This is a genomic window from Dyella sp. (assembly GCF_051962475.1).
GTDB lineage: Bacteria > Pseudomonadota > Gammaproteobacteria > Xanthomonadales > Rhodanobacteraceae > Dyella_A.
In genome coordinates, this window is the sequence record NZ_JBQCCF010000014.1 from 56,848 (window position 1) to 75,012 (window position 18,165).

Here is an 18,165-nt window from a genome sequence, read left to right on the forward strand (position 1 = left end):
CATGTTCAAGAACCTTCTTCTCGCTGCCGTCTTCGTGCTGGGCCTCGCCGCCATCGGCTGGATCGCCCTCGGCTACCTCGGCTCCAATCCGCTGGGTCTCGCCGTTGCCCTGCTGATTGGCGCGGGCTACCTCGCTGGCGCGCTTGAGCTGCAGCGCTACCGCCAGGCCACCGCCACGCTGCGCCAGGCGGTGAATGAACTCATCGACGCGCCGGCGGAACTTGGCCCCTGGCTGCAGCGTCTGCATCCGGGCCTGCGCCACGCCGTGCGCCTGCGCGTGGAAGGCGAGCGTGCCGCGTTGCCGGCGCCGACGATGACGCCGTACCTGGTCGGCCTGCTGGTGCTGCTGGGCATGCTCGGCACCCTGCTCGGCATGATGGCCACGCTGCGCGGCACCGGCATGGCGCTGGCCAGCGCCAGCGATCTTGCCGCCATCCGCGGTTCGCTGGCCGCGCCGATCAACGGCCTGGGCTTCGCTTTCGGCACCTCCATCGCCGGCGTCGCCAGTTCGGCAATGCTCGGCCTGCTCTCCGCGCTGGTGCGCCGCGACCGGCTGCAGGCGGTGCTGGCGCTGGACGCAAAGATCGCCACCACGCTGCGCATCCACTCGCAGGCGCACCGCCGCGAGGAGAGCTTCCGCCTGCTGCAGCAACAGGCCGCCGCGATGCCCGCGCTGGTCGATCGGCTGCAGGCGATGGCCGCCACGCTGGAGCAGCACAGCGCCGCCGCACACGAGCGCCAGCAGGCCGAGCAGCAGGCGTTCCACCGCCACACCGAGGCGGCCTACACGCGTCTGGCCGAGTCGGTGCAGCAGTCGCTGAAAGACAGCATGGCCGACAGCGCGCGCACCGCCAGCCAAGTGCTGCAGCCGGTGGTGGAATCCACCCTGGCCAGCCTCTCGCGCGAATCGACGGCGATCCAGACCAGCGTGAGCGACGCCGTGCAGCGCCAGCTCGACGGCCTCGCCAGCGGCTTCGACAGCACCGCGCGCACCGTCACCGACATCTGGGCCGATGCGCTCACTCAACACCGCGAAACCAACGCCGCCCACGCGCAGGCGCTGGGCGACGCGCTCGCCCGCTTCGCCGAAACCTTCGAGCAGCGCTCCTCCGCGCTGCTCAATGGCGTCACCGAACGCCTCGATGCCAGCGCCGAACGCACCGCCTCCGCGTGGAGCACCGCGCTGGCCAAACAGGACGTCACCCACGCCGAACTCGCCAGCCGCAACCAGCACGCGCTGGCCGCCGCCGGCGAAACCTTCGAGCAGCACGCCACGGTGCTGGTGCAGGCAGTCAACCGCTCGCACGCGGAACTGCAGTCGGCACTGGCCGCGCGCGACGAGGAGCGCCTCGCCGCCTGGGCGCACAAGCTCGACGCTCTCACCGCCGAACTCGGCGCGCAGTGGCAAGCCGCGGGCGAAGCCACCGCCAGCCGCCAGCAGGCGATCTGCGACACGCTGGAGCAAACCGCGGGCAACATTGCCGCGCAGACGCAGGAACACGCCCGCGCCACCCTCGCCGAGATTGCCCGCCTGGTCGAAGCCGCCTCCGAAGCGCCGCGCGTGGCCGCCGAAGTGGTCGGCGAGCTGCGCCAGAAATTGTCCGACTCGATGGTGCGCGACACCGCCATGCTGGAGGAACGCAGCCGCCTCCTGGCCACGCTGGAAACCCTGCTCGACGCGGTCAACCACGCCTCCACCGAGCAGCGCAGCGCCGTCGACGCGCTCGTCAGCACGTCGGCCGAGCTGCTCGACCGCGTCGGCAGCCGCTTCGCCGAACAGATCGACAGCGAAACCGCCAAGCTCGACACCGCCGCCGCCCAGCTCACCGCCAGCGCCACCGAAGTGGCCAGCCTCGGCGATGCCTTCGGTGCCGGTGTGGCGCAGTTCGCGCAGACCAACGACGCCCTGATGGAGCGCCTGCAGCAGATCGCCACCGCGCTCGATGCTTCGCTCGCCCGCAGCGACGAACAGCTCGCCTACTACGTGGCGCAGGCCAAGGAAGTGGTGGAGCTCAGCGTGCTCTCGCAGCAGCAGATCCTCACCGACATGCAGCAACTCGCCGGCCGCCGCACGCCGGGCAAGGTGGCCAAGGCATGAGCGTCCTGCAGCAAGCTCGACGAGAACTCACCGCGCGCCCTCGTAGGAGCCCGCTCGCGGGCGATGCTCTTCGCGCCAGTTCGGAAAAAAATGCATCGCCCGCAAGCGGGCTCCTACAGCGCCGCGGGGCGGCGAGCCGATCCGTGCCCCTTGCCCACACCACCACCCTATGACCGACGACGTCGACCTCACCCCCGAATCCACCGCCCCCATCTGGGCCTTCGGCGACCTGATGTCGGTGCTGCTCGGCGCCTTCGTGCTGATCCTGGTCGGCGTCATCGGCGTGCAGCTGCAGCTCTCGCACAAGCTGCAGCTGGCCGAAAAGCAGCGCCAGGCCGAACTGCAGCGCCGCACGACGCTGGAGAAAGCCCTCGCCACGCCGCTCGCACAGGGCCGCGTCACCCTGGTCAACGGCCGCATCGGCATCCGCGGCAACCTGCTGTTCGCGCTCAACTCCGACCAGCTGCAGCCGGACGGCCAGCAGCTGATCCAGAGCCTCGCCGTGCCGCTGGCGCAGTACCTGCAATCGCGCGACGAGCTGCTGATGGTCAGCGGCTTCACCGACGACCAGCCCGTGCACGGCGGCAACCGCCGCTTCGCCGACAACTGGGAGCTCTCCGCCCAGCGCGCGCTCACCGTCACCCGTGCGCTGATCGCCGCTGGCGTGCCCGCCAACGCGGTGTTCGCCGCTGCGTTCGGTGCACAGCAGCCGGTCAGCGCCAACGGCGACGAGGCGGGCCGCGCGAAAAACCGCCGCGTGGAAATCGCCCCCATCCCGCGCTCCTCCGCCGCCAACACGGCGCCGACCACCGCCGCCCCCGGCCATGCGCCCTGACACCGCCTCGGCCATCCGCGCGCAGCTGATCGCGTCGCTGCAGCAGCGCGCCGCCACGCTCGATGGCGAAGCGCGCCGCATGCTCGATGCCCGCCTGGCCGCTCTGCATGCCCTCGATGCCGATGCGCTTCACGAAGCGCCGTATGCCCAATCGCAAGCGCATCCACCCGGCCCCCTGCGCCAACTCGCCGACCAGCTCGCCCACGGCGCGCCCACCGACCGCACCGCCTACCCGGAACTCCCCGCGCTCGCCGACTTCCGCCAGCTCTGGTCCACCCTGCGCGCCGACAGCCAGCTCCAGCAAACCGTCGCCCACACCCCCACCGACGCCGGCCCGCTCAACTCCGCCGCGCTGGCCAGCCGCGCCATCGCGCTGATGCGCGACACCTCGCCCGGCTACCTGCGCGCGTTCCTCGCCTACGTGGACGAACTGGCATGGCTGGAGCAGCTGGTTGCGGGCGCTCCGGTGTCTGGGTCCGTCGCCACAAAAAAACGCGGTGCGCGCAAACCGCGCCTTTGACGCCTTGATCGTCACACCGGCCGGAGCCGCTGTACCTGACGCCGCAAGCTCAAGTTCTGGCCGAGGTAGCCGCTGACCCAGGCTAAGTGCTGCATCCCGCCGCCATGCCCCATGGGCACGACGACGGCACGGGCGCATTCCCGGACCACGTTGGCCGGGGCGTCGTCTACCACCCCGCGGGCCCTCCCCAGCCCTGAATCTCGCTCGTCGAAGTGAATCTGAACCCGTCCTCTGGACGGAAAGACGATGCTTCGGTGAGCATGGTCTACCCATGCCGTCCTCGCCCACGCCGCCCGACCAATTGCTGCACCTGCTCCCCGAAGCAGTGGTGCAGACCGACGCGGCGTGGACCATCACCTACCTCAACCCCGCCTGGCACAGCCTCACCGGCCACCCGGTGGACGCGGCGCTCGGCTGCTCCCTGCTCGATTTCGTGCACCCCGACGACACGGCCGCGCTGCGCGCCGGCATGCCGGTGTTCCGGCTGCGGCGGGCCGACGCCGATTACCGCTGGATGCGCCTGCAGCTCAGTCCCACCACGGATGCCGAAGAGCGCGTGATCAGCCGCCAGGGCGTGCTGATCGAGCTCACCGAGATCGGCGAGCAGGTGCTGATGGACGATCGCCAGCGCTTCCTGCGGCTGCTGGAGCGCATCGACGGCGTGGTCTGGGAGGCGGAGCTGGGCGTGGGCAACACCTTCCTCAGCCCGCAGGTGGAACGCCTGTTCGGCTACGCGGTGGAGGAGTGGCGTGCCGACCCGGGTTTCTGGCGGGCCCATGTGCACCCGGATGACCTGCCCGACGCGCTGGTCATCGACGAGGCCGCCTATCACGCCACCCACAGCTACGCGTACGAGATGAGCTACCGGCTGATCGCCAAGTCGGGCCGCGTGGTGTGGGTGCGCGACCTGTGCCGCGTCGACGTGGAGCCGGGCCGGCCCAACCGCATGATCGGCCTGATGATCGACGTCACCCGGCAGAAGCACACCGAGCTGGAACTACTGCAGTCGCACCACCGCTACGCGCTCGCCACCCGCGGCTCCAACGACGGCATCTGGGACTGGAACCTGCAGACCGACGAGCTGCACGTGTCCGAGCGCTTCAACGAAATCGTCGGGCTCGACCAGGGCGACACCCTGCATCCGCACGGGTGGAATTACCTGCAACAGCTCATCGACCCCGACGATCGCGAGCGCGTACAGGCCGCGTACCGCCGGCACCTCTCCGGCCAGCGTCCCAACTTCTCGGTGGATTTCCGCGCGCGCCACGGCGCGGGGCGCCTGGTGTGGCTCAACTGGCGCGGCGTGGCCCAGTTCGAAGACGGCAATCCTGTGCGCATGGCCGGCTCGCTCAGCGACCTGGCCGAGCGCGGCAGCTCCTACGACGCCCTCACCAACCTGCCCGGCCGGCCGCTGTTCCGCGACCGCCTCGAACACGCCATCGCCGTGCACCAGGACGCCGTCGCCAAGCGCGGTAACGCCCCGGCCGACCCCAACTCCACCCGCTTCGCCGTGCTGCTGTTGGATCTGGACGGGTTCAAGGCCGTCAACGACACCCTCGGCCACCACGTCGGCGACCTGCTGCTGCAACAGGTGGCCCGCCGGCTGGAAACCTGCGTGCGCGCCATCGACCTGGTCGCCCGCATGAGCGGCGACGAGTTCAACGTGCTGCTGGAGTCGGTCGATCCCGTCGGCGCCACCGACCGCGCCCGGCAGATCGCCGCTGCGCTCGCCGCGCCGTATCCGATCGGCGCGCATGAAGTGAACTGCCCCGCCAGTATCGGCGTGGTCGTCAGCCAAGCTGGCTTCGCCACCACTGACGACTACCTGCGAGCCGCTGATGCGGCGATGTACCGGGCGAAGAGTCAGCGGCTGGGGGTGTGCGTGTACCCGGAGGTCGGGGCTGAGGAAAGATCAGGCTCATTTCCTCGCGCTTCGTAACTGAGCTCCACCCCGTCTGCCTGGATTGATGCGGGAATTCGTGAAAGTCGAACGTGACCCTTGTTTCCGACGACTTCGGAATCGGTGAAACGAGCCAACCGCATCGCCGACAAGCTGCGATCGGCCATGTTGAAAGCATTTAACGACCCGGCACAGACCGAGCAATTGATGCCGCTGCTCGATCACCCGCAGGCCGGTTCCTCGATTGCTTTCTGCGCGCTGGAAAACCTGCAGCTCGATCCACAGAGCGAAGCGCGCTGTCTGCGCGTTGTTCCCGCGATGGCGTCAGCAACGGACCCGAGTGGGGCCAGTGCTGTCCTGTGGCTTTCGGATCGTTTAAGCACGTCAGACACAGCGCAGGAGTCGGAGGAATGGCCGTGGGCATCGCTGATCGCCTGACCGAAACCTTCCCCGAAGCGGATGTTTCGGCGATGGATGATGCTTTCATACGAGCCAGCCCGGATGTCATGGAGCTGCCCGCGCCGGTGGACCTGCTCTGCGTCGTTCCGCTCTACATGCTCTGGTGCATCAAACATCTCGCCGACCCTGCACTGGTCTCCGACTTCACGGTCTACGCCTCGCCGAGTACGGTCGATGCCAGCACCCGGGCCTGGAGCATCTGAACTTCCGTAACCGCTGCTCCCCGCGACAGATCGACGCCGTGTCGGCATTCCTGGTGTGGGCATCGAAAGCGCTTCCGTTCCACGACAACGTGCAACTTGAGCGGGCACACAGGAGATGGACTAGTAGCGGCTGACTGCTCAGAGGTGCTTGCTTCGTCCCGAAAGTGCACGCTGACCCCTGCTTCAGATCGAAAGCTACTGCGGCGCATACAGGCGAAGAAACTCTTCGGCGGCCCGTTTGGCGCGGCGATTGATTTCTGTCGTTGCCGGTGCTTCGCGCTGGCGAAGCAGGATGCTCAACATCAGGTCGTCCCAGAGCAGGGCCAGAAAGCGGCCGCCCATGTCGCCCGGCGCACGCTTGTCGATCAGCCCGGATGCGCGGGCCTGTTCTGCAATCTGCCTCACGACGTCCCGTACCGATTGGCGAGCCGACGCGAGCGTTGCAGCCACTTCGGGTGCGCGGTGGGCTTCCATGATGGCGAGCCGGAAGACCGCGACGACCCCGGGTTGGGTCACCTCGCGCAATACGGCAGCGCCGAGCTTGGCGAGCATCGACGCCAGTTCGTTTCGCTCGCTTGGCGCCGCCAGCCTGGTCGGCAATCGCATGCGCCCCACGCGATCGGCAATACACGCCGCAAGCATCGACTGCTTGGTGCCGAACAGGGCATACAGCTCGCGCTTGGACACCTGCGCCCGCGTGGCGATCTTCAAGGTGCTTGCATCCGCGTAACCCAGTTCGATGAAGGTATCCATGGCGGCCTGCAGGATGCGTTCGCGCATCGACCGTGCACCGGATGGCAGTTCTGATTGATCGTTCACGACGGGCCTCTTGCGCTGGTACCAAGCGGTACCGTAGCATGTTCATCATTGGTACTATCCGGTACCGATGCAGTCGAGGCATCAGCACCCACCTGCTGGCACTGCACGGAAAGGCACGTGCCGATGCGTGGAGCTGCCGCGCAATCCCAAGCGAAGGAAAAGCCCATGTCGACCGACCACATTTTCACCTTGCAGCTCGTCCTGGGTTACCTCGCGTGGGGGCTCTGCTTCCGGGCCTACGTGTGGCCGTGGCTGCGATCCATGCCACGCGTCGACGCTCATCGCATCATCGCCACCCTGCACAGTTTTCGCTTCTTCGGTCTCGTATTCGTGGTTCCTGGCGTGGTCGGGGCGCAGCTACCGACCAGCTTCGCCCCGTTCGCCGCGTATGCCGACCTGGCCACCGGTGTGCTCGCCATGCTCGCGCTGTTGTCGCTGAGGGTGCGGCCGATCTACTGGTTTGCCGTGGTCGCATTCAACGTGGTGGGCATGGCCGACCTGCTGCTCGACTATGCGCATGCAGTGCGAGCCGCCCTTCCCGCAGTGGCCGGCGAACTGGGTGCGGCCTATGTGATTCCTGTCGTCTATGTGCCGCTGCTTATGATCACGCACATCGCGGCGTTCTACATGTTGCTGCGCCCTGCGGTGAACCGGCAGAACATGCCGGAACCAGGCGCGCCGAATGCGGCCGTGCAGGCGGCGGATGCCGCGTAGCGCTGGCGAGCGAGTCGAGCCGGTAAGGCATGTGACGAGTGTCCACCGTGTACCCATTCCCGGGTACTGAGCCCATCCCCCACCGTTAGAGGAAGACGAGATGCTGGTACATATTTTCCGCGGTCCGGGCCGGGTATTCGGTGTCACCCAGGACGAAGGGGGCACGAATCTGCCGGAACAGTTCGCATCATGGGCCTACCTAAAGTCGGCGGAGCTTGACCGCGAACGAGCCATGCCAGGGATCGACTCAAGGGAATGCATCGACGACATCGCTGAGCACGGGTTTCATATCACCGATGCCCATGTGCGCGTCACTCATCGAATGATCTGAGAGCAGTCGGCGAGCTAGCTCGCCAGTGGTCATCAAACAAGCGAAAACAGATGGGAGCGGGTTCACTTCCGCACGCGAAGTAGTGAACGTTGCCTGCTCGCGCGGCCCTTCGGCGACACCGCGAAGGGCATCCGAGTGCTCGATGACCCAAGCGGCGAAACGAGAACCCCGCTAGCTCTCACTGCATGGCTTGCGTCTGGATAGGCCAACTGTCACTTCCGGAACCGCTCATAGTGCTCGTTACATTTGAGGCCTCCTCGCAGCCGCCCTTTTCGCGCCGCGGCTTTCCGGCTTTGCGCCGCGGAGCCAGTCGAAGCGAGCAGCCAGGCCGCCAAGTTCTGGCCCCGTGAGAGCCAACCCGTGAAACGAGCCTCGTGAAAAGGAATGAAACGAATGCGCACATCCCGATGGTTACTCCCCTTGCTCGCCAGCCTGCTGATGGTCTCCACGGCGCACGCCGACCGTGCGTCCGATGCGGCGTTGGACGCGCTGATCGAGGGCGCCAAGGCGTCGCACAGCGACACGATGCTGGTGCTGCACGATGGCAAGGTGCTCGCTTCCTACACCAGGCCCGGTGAGACGCCGCACGCGATCGAGATGATGTCGGCGACCAAGTCGCTGGTGGGCCTCGCCGTTGGGCGGCTGGTTACCGAAGGCAAGATCAAGTCGATCGACGAGCCGGTCAGCGATTTCTATCCCGAGTGGAAGCAGGGGCAGAAGGCGAAGATCACGGTGCGGATGCTGCTCGACCACACCTCCGGCCTGCAGAACGTGCCCAACACCACCGTGGAGATCTATCCCGCGCCGGATGGTTTCAAGCTCGCGCTGGCGGCGGAGCTGAGCAGCCCGCCCGGCACCCGCTTCAGCTACAACAACAAGGCGATGAACCTGCTGGCCGGTGTCGTCGAGCAAGCCTCCGGCATGCGTATGGATCACTACATCGAGCGCATGATCCTGCAGCCGATGGGCATCCCCGGACCGGCCTGGAACACGGACGGCGGCTTCGACCATGCCGGTCACCCCTACGCCATGGCCGGCTGGAAGGCCACCGCCGCCGATGCGGCGAAGCTCGGCGAGCTGGTGCTGGCCGACGGCCGCTGGCATGGCAAGCAGCTGATCGACCCGGCGTACATCCACGCCATGGTCGGTCAGAGCCAGCCCTTCACGCCCAGCTACGGCCTGCTCTGGTGGCGCCGCGGCGCCGACCGCAAGATGGGTGTCAGTGCCAAGGCGATCGAAGCGATGGAGCAGCAAGGCATCGATCGGGTCGGGCTGGAGCAACTGCGCCCGCTGGTGCCGCGCACCTTCACCCAGCCCAGCGAGCTGCGGCCGGCGCTCACGCAGGCGCTGGGTGCGGAGCTGCCCACTCTGGCCAGGGACATCAAGGCGCACGGCCTCGGCATGGACGACCTCATCGAGGACCGCTCCGGCCCGATCGTGGCCTACGAGGCCAACGGCTATCTCGGCCAGTACATCGTGGTGGTGCCCAAGGCGCACATCGTCGCCGTACGGCAGATCGAGGAAGGTGCCTACGACGGCAGTACCGTGTGGCCCAACGGCTACGACGACTTCACCGCCCGCGTGATCGCCCTGGCCCGCACCTACACCAGCGACCTGGCGGTGCCATCGCTATGATGCCGTGCAGGTAGGCGTACTGCCTGCGCTGCGGCTTACGTCGGCATACAGAAGCTCCGCTCTGGCATGCAATTGCAATTGGGGTCAGGCTCGCTCACTCATGGTGTGTAAGTGAACCTGACCCCGTTGCTGGCATTGGCCAAGATCGGGGTCAGGTTCACTTACTCCCTACCAGTCGCACCCGCCTGTATCTGCGTTGGTCACCGGTCCGCTGGCAGAGAATGACTTGGCATAGATCTCGTCCGCCCAGCGTTCGGCAGCAAACTTCTGGGCGGGTGTGACCTCGGCTTCGACTGCTTCGATCTGCTTTGCAAGCGCGGACGACTCCGGCGTGCCGCGAGGGGTCCCACGCCACTGCAGGTTCAGAACCCTCAAGTAGTCCGCGGGGTTCACGTGCGACACCGGACCGGTCTGGCCTTCGACGCCCATGGCGGCATACACAGTCTCCAATGCCAGCACGGTGTTCCAGTGGCCGCGCGCCAGCGCGCGCCGCCCGAGCTCCATCGCCTCGCTGTCGAAAGCGGCCGCCTGACTCGGTGTCATCTTCGGCGGATCGTAGAAGCCGGACAGGATGCAGGCGGTGGCATCGTCATCGCCGAGTCGGGCGGCCGCGAGCGCGATCGGATAGAAGCGCCCATCGGCAAGGATGGCATCGGTATTCCCACAGAGCCGCTCGTAAGCGTTGCCCAGCGCGATATTCGCCTTGACCCCTTCCATGGTGCGCTCGCGCTTGGCGCTGTCCATCGCCTGCAGATATGCCTGGTTGCCGGCGGCCCAGGTTTCGTACGTCTTGCCTTTGAAGAAGTCGTTTGCCCGACGTGCCTTGAGGCACTGCAGGGTCTCGACGAAGAGCCGCTCGGCCGCGGGGCGATCACCCGCAGAAGCGAGCTTCCACAGGGTTGGTTCGCTGGCTTGCAGCGGTGCCCATGGCGGCGGCAAAGCGGGCGGCACGCTGACTACTTGGTCGCCGTTGGACTGTGGTATCGCGCGATGGGTTGGTGTAGGAGACGTCCTCACGTCGTGGTGCGCGCGAAGCGCAACCGCGAGCAAGATGACCAGAAGCACGGCCACTATCGCCAGACGTCGCAGCATGGAGTCCATTTCCCTGGGCGTGATTTCTTTGATCCTGGCTCCGACACGGGGTCCGGTTCACTTCCCAAGGCTCAGCCGCGAGTTCCTCCCTTGGCCAAGCGGTTTGCCAAGTGGAAGGCCGCCGGACACTGATCCTGTGTGCGGAAAAGCCTGGGTCAACGTGCCCTTGTTGAACGCCCCCCGAAGTTAGCGGGCCGGTTGCGACGCGGATGCGGCCGGCGCGTTATCGGGCCTAGCTTCCTGATGCGTGGCGGCGAGATAGAACCCCACCGCGAGCATGACCAGCAGCGCGACGATGAAGGCGATCAGGGCGATGCGGCGGGAGCGGGGCGAGAGTTTCATGGGGCGGCCTGGGTGGGTGGCAGGAGCCTGCACCTGGCGGTGTGTCCCGCCCGTGGACGATTGACACCGGCTTGCGAGCTTGGCGCCCACCGGAGAGCGAAAGCCGGCGTCAGGCCTGTTGCGCGTCCGGATGGTGCGGGTTGCTCTCTCCGCGCCACGCGCGGCTGGCCGGGCCTTTGATGCTGAGCGCCGCGCGCCAGCCCTGCTGCTGCCCTGCATCCGCTTTCACCAACCACTGCAGCTTGCCGGCGACGCTGGCGGCGACGGCGATGCCGTCTTCGAACAGGATGCGGGTGCTGGCGATGGCGGGCAGGCGGTCACCGGCGAGCGTGGTGCCGACCAGGTTGAGTGGGTCGCAGCCGTGGACGATGACGTGCTGGCTGTCGAGCGGGCGCCTCTGTACCGCGCGCAGGGCGGGGATGGCTTCGGGCAGGGCGAACTGTTCACCGACCAGGCCTTCGACAAAGCGGCCGCCGCGGATTTCGCCGCGGGCTTCCAGCCGCTGGTAGACCTGGCGCAGCTCGCGCCAGGTTGGTAGCCAACTGGCTTCGCGCTCTAGCAGTTTCCAGAACACCACGCCGTAGCGCTGCAGCAGGGTGCGGGCGACGTGTTCGACCTGTTCGCGGCGCTGGGCGTCGTCGTCGCGCGAGGCGCCGGCGCGCACCAGCGACCAGCGGCCAGCGTCCTCGATGCCGCCGAAGGTGTGCCGGCGCAGGCGGCGGTGGCGGCCGCTGTCGCGTTTGGCGGCGGGCATCAACAGGGCGCGCAGGCCGGCGAAGCTGTCGGCGGTGACGCGGCCGGCGGCGACGAGCTCGCCCAGTGCGTCTTCCAGTTCGGTGCGCAGCAGGCGGGCGCTGGTCATCAGCTCGTCGAAGAACAGCGCGCCTTCGTCGCGCAGGGCGTCGGCCACGGCCTGCGCGCGGGAAGAGAGTGCCGGCGGCTCGGTGGCGTCGCGTTCGGCCACGGCCGTCCAGACGGCCAGTTGCCGGCGCGGCAGCAGCACGATGGGCGTGCTGCGCACCGGGCCGTTGCCGCCTCCGCTGGCCGCGCGCAGCCGGCTCCAGCCGATGCGGCCGGCGCGGCACAGCTCGTCCAGCCACGTGCTGGAGTAATCCTCGATGCGCGCGGGCAGCAGTTCGGTTTCCCACGCGCCGGCGGCCGCTTCGAAGCCTTCCAGCTGGGCCAGCGTGGCGGTGAGTGCATCCGGCCCGCGGCGGCGGGTGCCGGGCGCGAGGTGCTGCCAGTCGATGAGGAAGCGCATCAGGTCGCGCCGGCTCACCGGCTCGATCTCGCGGCGCAGACGGCCCAGCGTGTAGCGGTGGATGCGCACCAGCAGGTGGCGTTCGCACCATTCCATCGGGGTGTCGGCGGCCTGGGCCTGCGGGGTGAAGCGACCCTGGATCACGTAGCCCTCGGTCTGCAGGCGCAGCAGGGCTTGCTCGATGTCCTGCGGCGTCACTGCCAGGGCGGCGGCGAGCGTGGCGACCGTCACCGGGCCGGTGCCGAGCAGGCGGCCGCGGACGAGTTCGCGCAGGGCGTCGTCACGGGTCCAGGGTTTGGCGAAGGGGGTGGGGACGGTGACGGCGGGCTCGACGCTGGCTTGCGGGTGGAGGGCGAGCCAGAGGGGGAGTTTTTCGGTGGTGACGTGGATGGGGGCAAGAGCGGCCACCTCACCCCGACCCTCTCCCTCCGAGGGGGGAGAGGGGGCAGAAGCCGCGGCGGGAGAGGGTGTCGGCACAGTGGGAATGAGGCGGGTGGCGCGGCCGTTGGCCTCCAGCGCATCGATCCAGGGGAACCAGCCGTGTGCGGCCACTTCGGTGGCGCTGAGGCCGCCGAGGGCGTCGAGGGCTTCGTGCATTTCGTCGGCGCTGCGCACCTGCGGCCACGCTTCGTCGCGCACGGCGGCGATGGCGGCGGGGTCGAGCGTGCCCAGGTCGGTGGCGTTGTCGGTGGGGTTCCAGCGGCCGGCGGCCTGGGTGCGGCGCTCTTCCAGTGGCGCGTCGTCGAGGAAGGCGTAGGGCGCGGCGGTGAGTACTTCGCTGGCCAGCGGGCTGGGGCCGGTGAGGTCGCGGGCGACCACGCGGATCGCGCCGCTTTCCAGCGCGCGCAGCACGGCGAGCAGGCCGGTCAGGTCCATCGCCTCGCGCAGACAGTCGTGCAGCGTCTGGGCCACCAGCGGGTGGTCGGGAATCTCGCGCTCGCCGACGATGTTCTCCAGGCAGGCGACCTGATCGGGGAACACGGTGGCGAGCAGGTCCTCGCTTTTCATGCGCTGCAATTGTGGCGGCGTTTTCTTGCCACCGCGGAAGCGCGGCAGCGCCAGCGCGGTGACGGCGTTCCAGCGCCAGCGCGCGCCGAACAGCGGCGCGTCGAGCAGGGCCTGGGTGAGCACGTGGTCGGCGCTGGACGAGTGCAGGTAGCGGGCGACCTCTTCCAGCGGAAAGCTGTGGCTGGTGGACAGCGACAGCACGATCGCGTCCTCGGTGGCCGCAGCCTGCAGCTCGAAGTTGAACTGGCGGCAGAAGCGCTTGCGCAGTGCCAGCCCCCAGGCGCGGTTGATGTGGCTGCCGAACGGCGAGTGGATCACCAGCTGGGTGCCGCCGGATTCGTCGAAGAAGCGCTCGAAGACGATGGTGGACTGGGTGGGCAGCACGCCGAGTGCGGCCTTGGCGGCGGCGAGGTAGTCAGTGAGTTGCTGGGCGGCGGATTCGGTGAGGCCGAGCACGTTGCGCAACCATCTTATGGCGCGCGCTGTTTTGCTCCCCTCTCCCGCCGGGAGAGGGGCTGGGGGTGAGGGTTCGGGGGTGGCGCGCGCTTCGGGCGTACCCTCACCCCGGCCCCTCTCCCGGGGGGAGAGGGGTTAAAGCAGGGGGTCGATTTCTTTGCGCAAGCGCGACACGCCGAACGACAGCGCATCGCTGCGCCCCGGCGCTTCGCCGAGCCAGAACGGGATGCTTGGCGGCACGCCGTGGGCGTCTTCTACGCGCAGGCGGCCGGCTTCCACGCGCTGGATGCGGTAGCTGGTGTTGCCGAGCTGGAAGATGTCGCCGGCCAGGCTCTCGACGGCGAAATCCTCGTGCACCGAGCCGATCACCGTGCCTTGTGGTTCCAGCACCACCGCATAGTCGGCGGTGTCGGGAATGGCGCCGCCGGAAGTGAGCGAGGTAAGGCGCGCGCCGCGGCGGGCGCGCAGCTGGCCGTGTACGGCGTCGTGGTGCAGGTAGCCCTCGCGCGGCCCGCGGCGGGTGCTGTAGCCCTCCACCAGCATGCGCACCACGGCGTCGAAATCGGCGCGCGCCAGATCGCGGTACGGGTCGGCGCCGCGCACCAGCGCGTACAGGCCGTCTTCGTCCCATTCGCGGCAGGCGACTTCGGCCACGATCTGCTGCGCCAGCACGTCCAGCGGCTGCGGCGGAATCGTCAGCGTGTCCAGCTCACCGCGGCGCACGCAGTCGAGCAGCGCGGTGCATTCCACCAGCTCGTCGCGGGTGGTGGGAAACAGCCGTGCTTTCGGCGTGCCGATCACGGCGTGGCCGGAGCGGCCGGCGCGCTGCAGGAAGGCGGCGATGGAGCGCGGCGAGCCGATCTGGCAGACCAGGTCCACATCGCCGATGTCTATCCCTAACTCCAGCGAGGCGGTGGCGACCAGCGCAGAGAGCTCGCCGCGCTTGAGCCGCTGCTCGGCATCCAGCCGCTGCTCCTTGGCCAGGCTGCCGTGATGGGCAGCGACATGCGCCTTGCCCAGCCGCTCGGACAGGTGCCGCGTGACCCGCTCGGCCATCCGCCGCGTGTTGACGAACACCAGCGTGGTGCGATGGCTGTCGATCAGGGTGGCGAGCTGGTTGTAGATCAGCTCCCAGCCGTCGTTGGACATCACCGCTTCCAGCGGCACCGGCGGCACGCTGAGGCCGAGGTCGCGCGGGCGCTGATGGCCGACGTCGATGATGGTGCAGTGGGTGTCCTTTCCTTCCTGAGCGGGCGCGCCCACCAGGAACCGCGCCACCGCCTCGATCGGCTTCTGCGTGGCCGACAGCCCGATGCGCAGCAAGCGCCGCTGGCACACCGCGTCCAGCCGCTCCAGCGACAGCGCCAGGTGCGAACCGCGCTTGCTCGCGGCCACGGCGTGGATCTCATCGACGATCACCGTGCGCGCCGTGCCCAGCATGGCGCGGCCGGATGCGGAGCCGAGCAGGATGTACAGCGACTCGGGCGTGGTCACCAGAATATGCGGCGGCGTCTTGCGCATCCACGCGCGCTCGGCCTGCGGCGTGTCGCCGGTGCGCACGGCGGTGCGGATCGCCACGTCGGGCAGGTCGAGCTTTTCCAGCTCGGCGCGGATGCCTTCCAGCGGCTCCTCCAGGTTGATGTGGATGTCGTTGGACAGCGCCTTGAGCGGCGACACGTAGACCACCCGCGTCTCGTCCGGCAGCACGCCGCCGTTGGCCACGCCCTCGCGCACCAGCGCATCGATGGCGGCGAGGAACGCGGTGAGCGTCTTGCCCGAACCGGTGGGTGCGGCCACCAGGGTTGGTTCGCCCGCGCGGATCGCCGGCCATGCCCGCGCCTGCGCCGCGGTGGGTGCATCGAAGCGGCCGCGAAACCACGTGGCTACGGCGGGATGGAAGTCGGCGAGCGGGGTGTCCATGTCCGGCCTCGACGCGGGGGCGGGATCGGTCGGTGTCACCGCATGGATATAGGGCCTGGCGCGCAACGCCGCAAGCGCGGGCGTGCCCGCGCGCACGCCTTGTCGCCTTGCGACTTGTGCCGGCGGCCCGGCTTGCACATGCTGGCCGGTGCCCGCCCCCGGCGCCGCCCCGCGCGCCGCATCGCATCGAAAGGAGATTCAACATGTCGCCACGTCGCCCGCTGCAACGCACCTTGCTCACCGCCAGCCTCGCCTGCGCCATGGCGATTTCCGCGGGCACGTCGCTGGCGGTGTCCGCGCCGGCGGCGCCGGCCCGGCCGTGGATGAACACCGCGCTCTCGCCCGATCAGCGCGCCGACGCGCTGGTGAAGGCGATGACCCAGGACGAGAAGTTCCGGCTGATCCGCGCCGAGTACGGCGCCATATTCAACGGCCAGCCCAAGCCGGCCGGCTCGAAGGATGCAGCGGGTTACATCCCGGCGATCCCGCGACTGGACCTGCCGGCAATCCACGAAACCGACGCCGGGCAAGGCGTGGCGCGCCCGGCCGCGTTCGGCGATGGCGATACCGCCTTGCCGGCCGGCCTCGCCGCCGCCGCCAGCTTCGATCCGCAACTGGCCCACGACGGCGGCGCGATGATTGGGCGCCAGGCACACCGCATGGGCTTCAGCGTGCTGCTGGCCGGCGGCGTCGACCTGGCGCGCGACCCGCGCAACGGCCGCAACTTCGAATACGCCGGCGAGGATCCGCTGCTGGCCGGCACCGTCGTCGGCGCGGCGATCGCCGGCATCCAGAGCCAGCACGTGGTGTCCACCGTGAAGCACTACGCGATGAACGATCTGGAGACGGCGCGCAACACGCTCAGCGCCAACATCGACCACACCGCCGCGCGCGAGTCGGATCTGCTCGCGTTTGAAATCGCCATCGCCGACGGCCAGCCCGGCTCGGTGATGTGCTCGTACAACCGCGTCAACAGCGTCTACGCCTGCGAGGACGACTGGCTGCTCAACCAGGTGCTCAAGCGCGACTGGAAGTACCCGGGCTTCGTGATGTCCGACTGGGGCGCGGTGCATAGCGCGGCCAAGGCGGCGATGGCCGGGCTGGATCAGCAGTCCGCTGGCGAGCGCTTCGACAAGGAGGTGTACTTCGACAAGCCGCTGCGCGAGGCGGTGGCCAAGGGCGAGGTGCCGCAATCGCGCATCGACGACATGGTTCATCGCATCGTGCGCGCGTTCTTCGCGGTGGGTGCGTTCGAGCATCCGGCCAAGGAGGCGCCGATCGACTACGCCGCCGACGCCAAGGTGTCGCAGCGCGCGGCCGAGGCCGGCATGGTGCTGCTGCGCAATGAGTCGAACGCGTTGCCGCTGGGCAGGAGCGTCGGCGCAGTGGCCGTCATCGGTAGCCACGCCGACGTGGGTGTCACCACCGGCGGTGGTTCCTCCGCGGTGAAGCCGCGCGGCGGCAGCCCGGTTACCGGCATCGAGCCGACCACTTGGCCGGGCCCGAAGATGTACCAGCGCTCCTCGCCGATGCAGGCGATCGGCCGCCGCAACGGCGGCAAGGTGGCCTACGCCAGCGGCGAGGACATCGCCGCGGCGGCGAAGCTGGCGGCGCAGTCGAAGGTGGCGGTGGTGTTCGCCGAGCAGTGGGTGGCCGAGTCGATGGACGTGCCGACCATGAGCCTGCCCGGCAACCAGGACGCGCTGATCGCCGCGGTGGCCAAGGCCAACCCGCACACCATCGTGGTGCTGGAGACGAACGGCCCGGTGAAGATGCCGTGGCTCGATCAGGTGCAGGGCGTCGTCGAGGCCTGGTATCCGGGCGCCAACGGCGGCGAGGCGATCGCCCGCGTGCTGTTCGGCGAGGTCGAGCCGTCCGGCCGGTTGCCGCTGACCTGGCCGAAGGACGAGTCGCAGTTGCCGCGCCCGACGATTCCCGGCGCCGGGCTGGCCGCGATCGGCATCCCGCCGCAGGGCGAGCCGCAGCAGGACATCGACTACAACATCGAGGGCGCCGACGTCGGCTATCGCTGGTTCCAGAAGAAGCACCTGCAGCCGCTGTTCCCGTTCGGCTACGGCCTGGGCTACACCACCTTCCGCTACGGCGCGCCGGTGCTGCATACGAGCGGCGGCCGGGTGACCGCCACAGTGCGCGTCAGCAATACCGGCAAGCGCGCCGGCGTGGCCGTGCCGCAGCTATACGTGACGCCGCCCGGTGCCGACACCCGTCGCCTGGCCGGCTGGCAGCGCGTGACGCTGGCGCCGGGGCAAAGCCGCGAGGTGACGATCACCGCCAGCCCGGTGCGCCTGGCGTCCTGGGACCCGGCCGCGCGCGGCTGGCAGCGCAAGGCCGGCAGCTACCGTTTCGAACTCGGCGCCTCGGCCACCGACATCACCGGCAAGGCGGACACCACACTCCCGGCCGCCCACTGCACCCTCACCGCCTGCACCCCCTGACCAAGCCACCCCCACGCTCCCTGTAGGAGCCCGGGGGGGGGGGGGGGGAGGGGGGGGGGGTGGGGGAAGAAATAGCAAATAAAAACACCCTCTTTCGGGGTGGAACCAACTTGGTT

13 protein-coding genes and 1 pseudogene are annotated in these 18,165 nt (G+C 68.7%); 10 read left to right on the forward strand and 4 right to left on the reverse strand.

All coding sequences use genetic code 11. The annotated features are described in order from the left end of the window. Nucleotide 1 precedes the first annotated feature (1 nt). The 6 genes from ACTHJF_RS02355 (at nt 2) to ACTHJF_RS02380 (ending at nt 6,015) form a co-directional block, all read left to right on the forward strand. Nucleotides 2-2,098 carry a DUF802 domain-containing protein gene (locus ACTHJF_RS02355; RefSeq protein ID WP_440265659.1) on the forward strand — a complete coding sequence of 699 codons (2,097 nt, stop codon included), beginning with the start codon at nt 2-4 and terminating at the stop codon, nt 2,096-2,098. Between the two features lie 169 nt (nt 2,099-2,267). Beyond that, a complete protein-coding gene (locus ACTHJF_RS02360; protein ID WP_440265660.1) occupies nt 2,268-2,933 on the forward strand; it encodes an OmpA family protein in 666 nt (221 codons plus the stop codon). After that, nucleotides 2,923-3,453 (forward strand): DUF2894 domain-containing protein, encoded by a 531-nt coding sequence (locus tag ACTHJF_RS02365; RefSeq protein ID WP_440265661.1) that lies wholly within the window; start codon nt 2,923-2,925, stop codon nt 3,451-3,453. The genes ACTHJF_RS02360 and ACTHJF_RS02365 overlap by 11 nt, the downstream gene beginning before the upstream one ends. A gap of 271 nt (nt 3,454-3,724) precedes the next feature. Further along, nucleotides 3,725-5,392 (forward strand): PAS domain-containing protein, encoded by a 1,668-nt coding sequence (locus tag ACTHJF_RS02370; RefSeq protein ID WP_440265662.1) that lies wholly within the window; start codon nt 3,725-3,727, stop codon nt 5,390-5,392. Nucleotides 5,393-5,476: 84 nt separating this feature from the next. Then, nucleotides 5,477-5,791, forward strand: a complete 315-nt coding sequence (locus ACTHJF_RS02375) for a hypothetical protein (protein ID WP_440265663.1) — start codon at nt 5,477-5,479, stop codon at nt 5,789-5,791. Next, complete coding sequence (locus tag ACTHJF_RS02380) at nt 5,764-6,015, forward strand: hypothetical protein (protein ID WP_440265664.1); 252 nt, start codon at nt 5,764-5,766, stop codon at nt 6,013-6,015. The genes ACTHJF_RS02375 and ACTHJF_RS02380 overlap by 28 nt, the downstream gene beginning before the upstream one ends. Nucleotides 6,016-6,210: 195 nt before the next feature. Here ACTHJF_RS02380 and ACTHJF_RS02385 read toward each other — a convergent pair whose 3' ends face one another. After that, entirely contained in the window at nt 6,211-6,834 is a 624-nt protein-coding gene (locus tag ACTHJF_RS02385) for a TetR/AcrR family transcriptional regulator (protein WP_440265665.1), read from the reverse strand. A 165-nt stretch (nt 6,835-6,999) separates the two neighbouring features. Here ACTHJF_RS02385 and ACTHJF_RS02390 point away from each other — a divergent pair, with 165 nt between their 5' ends. The 3 genes from ACTHJF_RS02390 (at nt 7,000) to ACTHJF_RS02400 (ending at nt 9,514) form a co-directional block, all read left to right on the forward strand. Continuing rightward, on the forward strand, nt 7,000-7,548 hold the full coding sequence (locus ACTHJF_RS02390; RefSeq protein ID WP_440265666.1) for a hypothetical protein: 549 nt from the start codon (nt 7,000-7,002) through the stop codon (nt 7,546-7,548). Nucleotides 7,549-7,648: 100 nt separating this feature from the next. Then, nucleotides 7,649-7,879, forward strand: a complete 231-nt coding sequence (locus ACTHJF_RS02395; RefSeq protein ID WP_440265667.1) for a hypothetical protein — start codon at nt 7,649-7,651, stop codon at nt 7,877-7,879. Nucleotides 7,880-8,272: 393 nt separating this feature from the next. Continuing rightward, the gene (locus ACTHJF_RS02400) at nt 8,273-9,514 is read left to right on the forward strand and encodes a serine hydrolase domain-containing protein (RefSeq protein WP_440265668.1); all 1,242 of its coding nucleotides are present in this window, start codon (nt 8,273-8,275) and stop codon (nt 9,512-9,514) included. Between the two features lie 168 nt (nt 9,515-9,682). Here the strand turns inward: ACTHJF_RS02400 and ACTHJF_RS02405 are convergent, their stop codons facing one another. From ACTHJF_RS02405 to ACTHJF_RS02415, 3 genes and pseudogenes are all read right to left on the reverse strand, one after another. Further along, entirely contained in the window at nt 9,683-10,606 is a 924-nt protein-coding gene (locus tag ACTHJF_RS02405) for a hypothetical protein (protein ID WP_440265669.1), read from the reverse strand. A gap of 186 nt (nt 10,607-10,792) precedes the next feature. Further along, nucleotides 10,793-10,948, reverse strand: a complete 156-nt coding sequence (locus ACTHJF_RS02410; protein WP_440265670.1) for a hypothetical protein — start codon at nt 10,946-10,948, stop codon at nt 10,793-10,795. Nucleotides 10,949-11,057: 109 nt separating this feature from the next. Next, nucleotides 11,058-15,593: pseudogene (locus ACTHJF_RS02415) on the reverse strand (DEAD/DEAH box helicase). A 203-nt stretch (nt 15,594-15,796) separates the two neighbouring features. On the opposite strand from ACTHJF_RS02415, the gene ACTHJF_RS02420 reads away from it, so the two are divergent. Further along, nucleotides 15,797-18,049 (forward strand): beta-glucosidase family protein, encoded by a 2,253-nt coding sequence (locus ACTHJF_RS02420; protein WP_440265671.1) that lies wholly within the window; start codon nt 15,797-15,799, stop codon nt 18,047-18,049. The last annotated feature ends 116 nt before the right edge of the window (nt 18,050-18,165 follow it).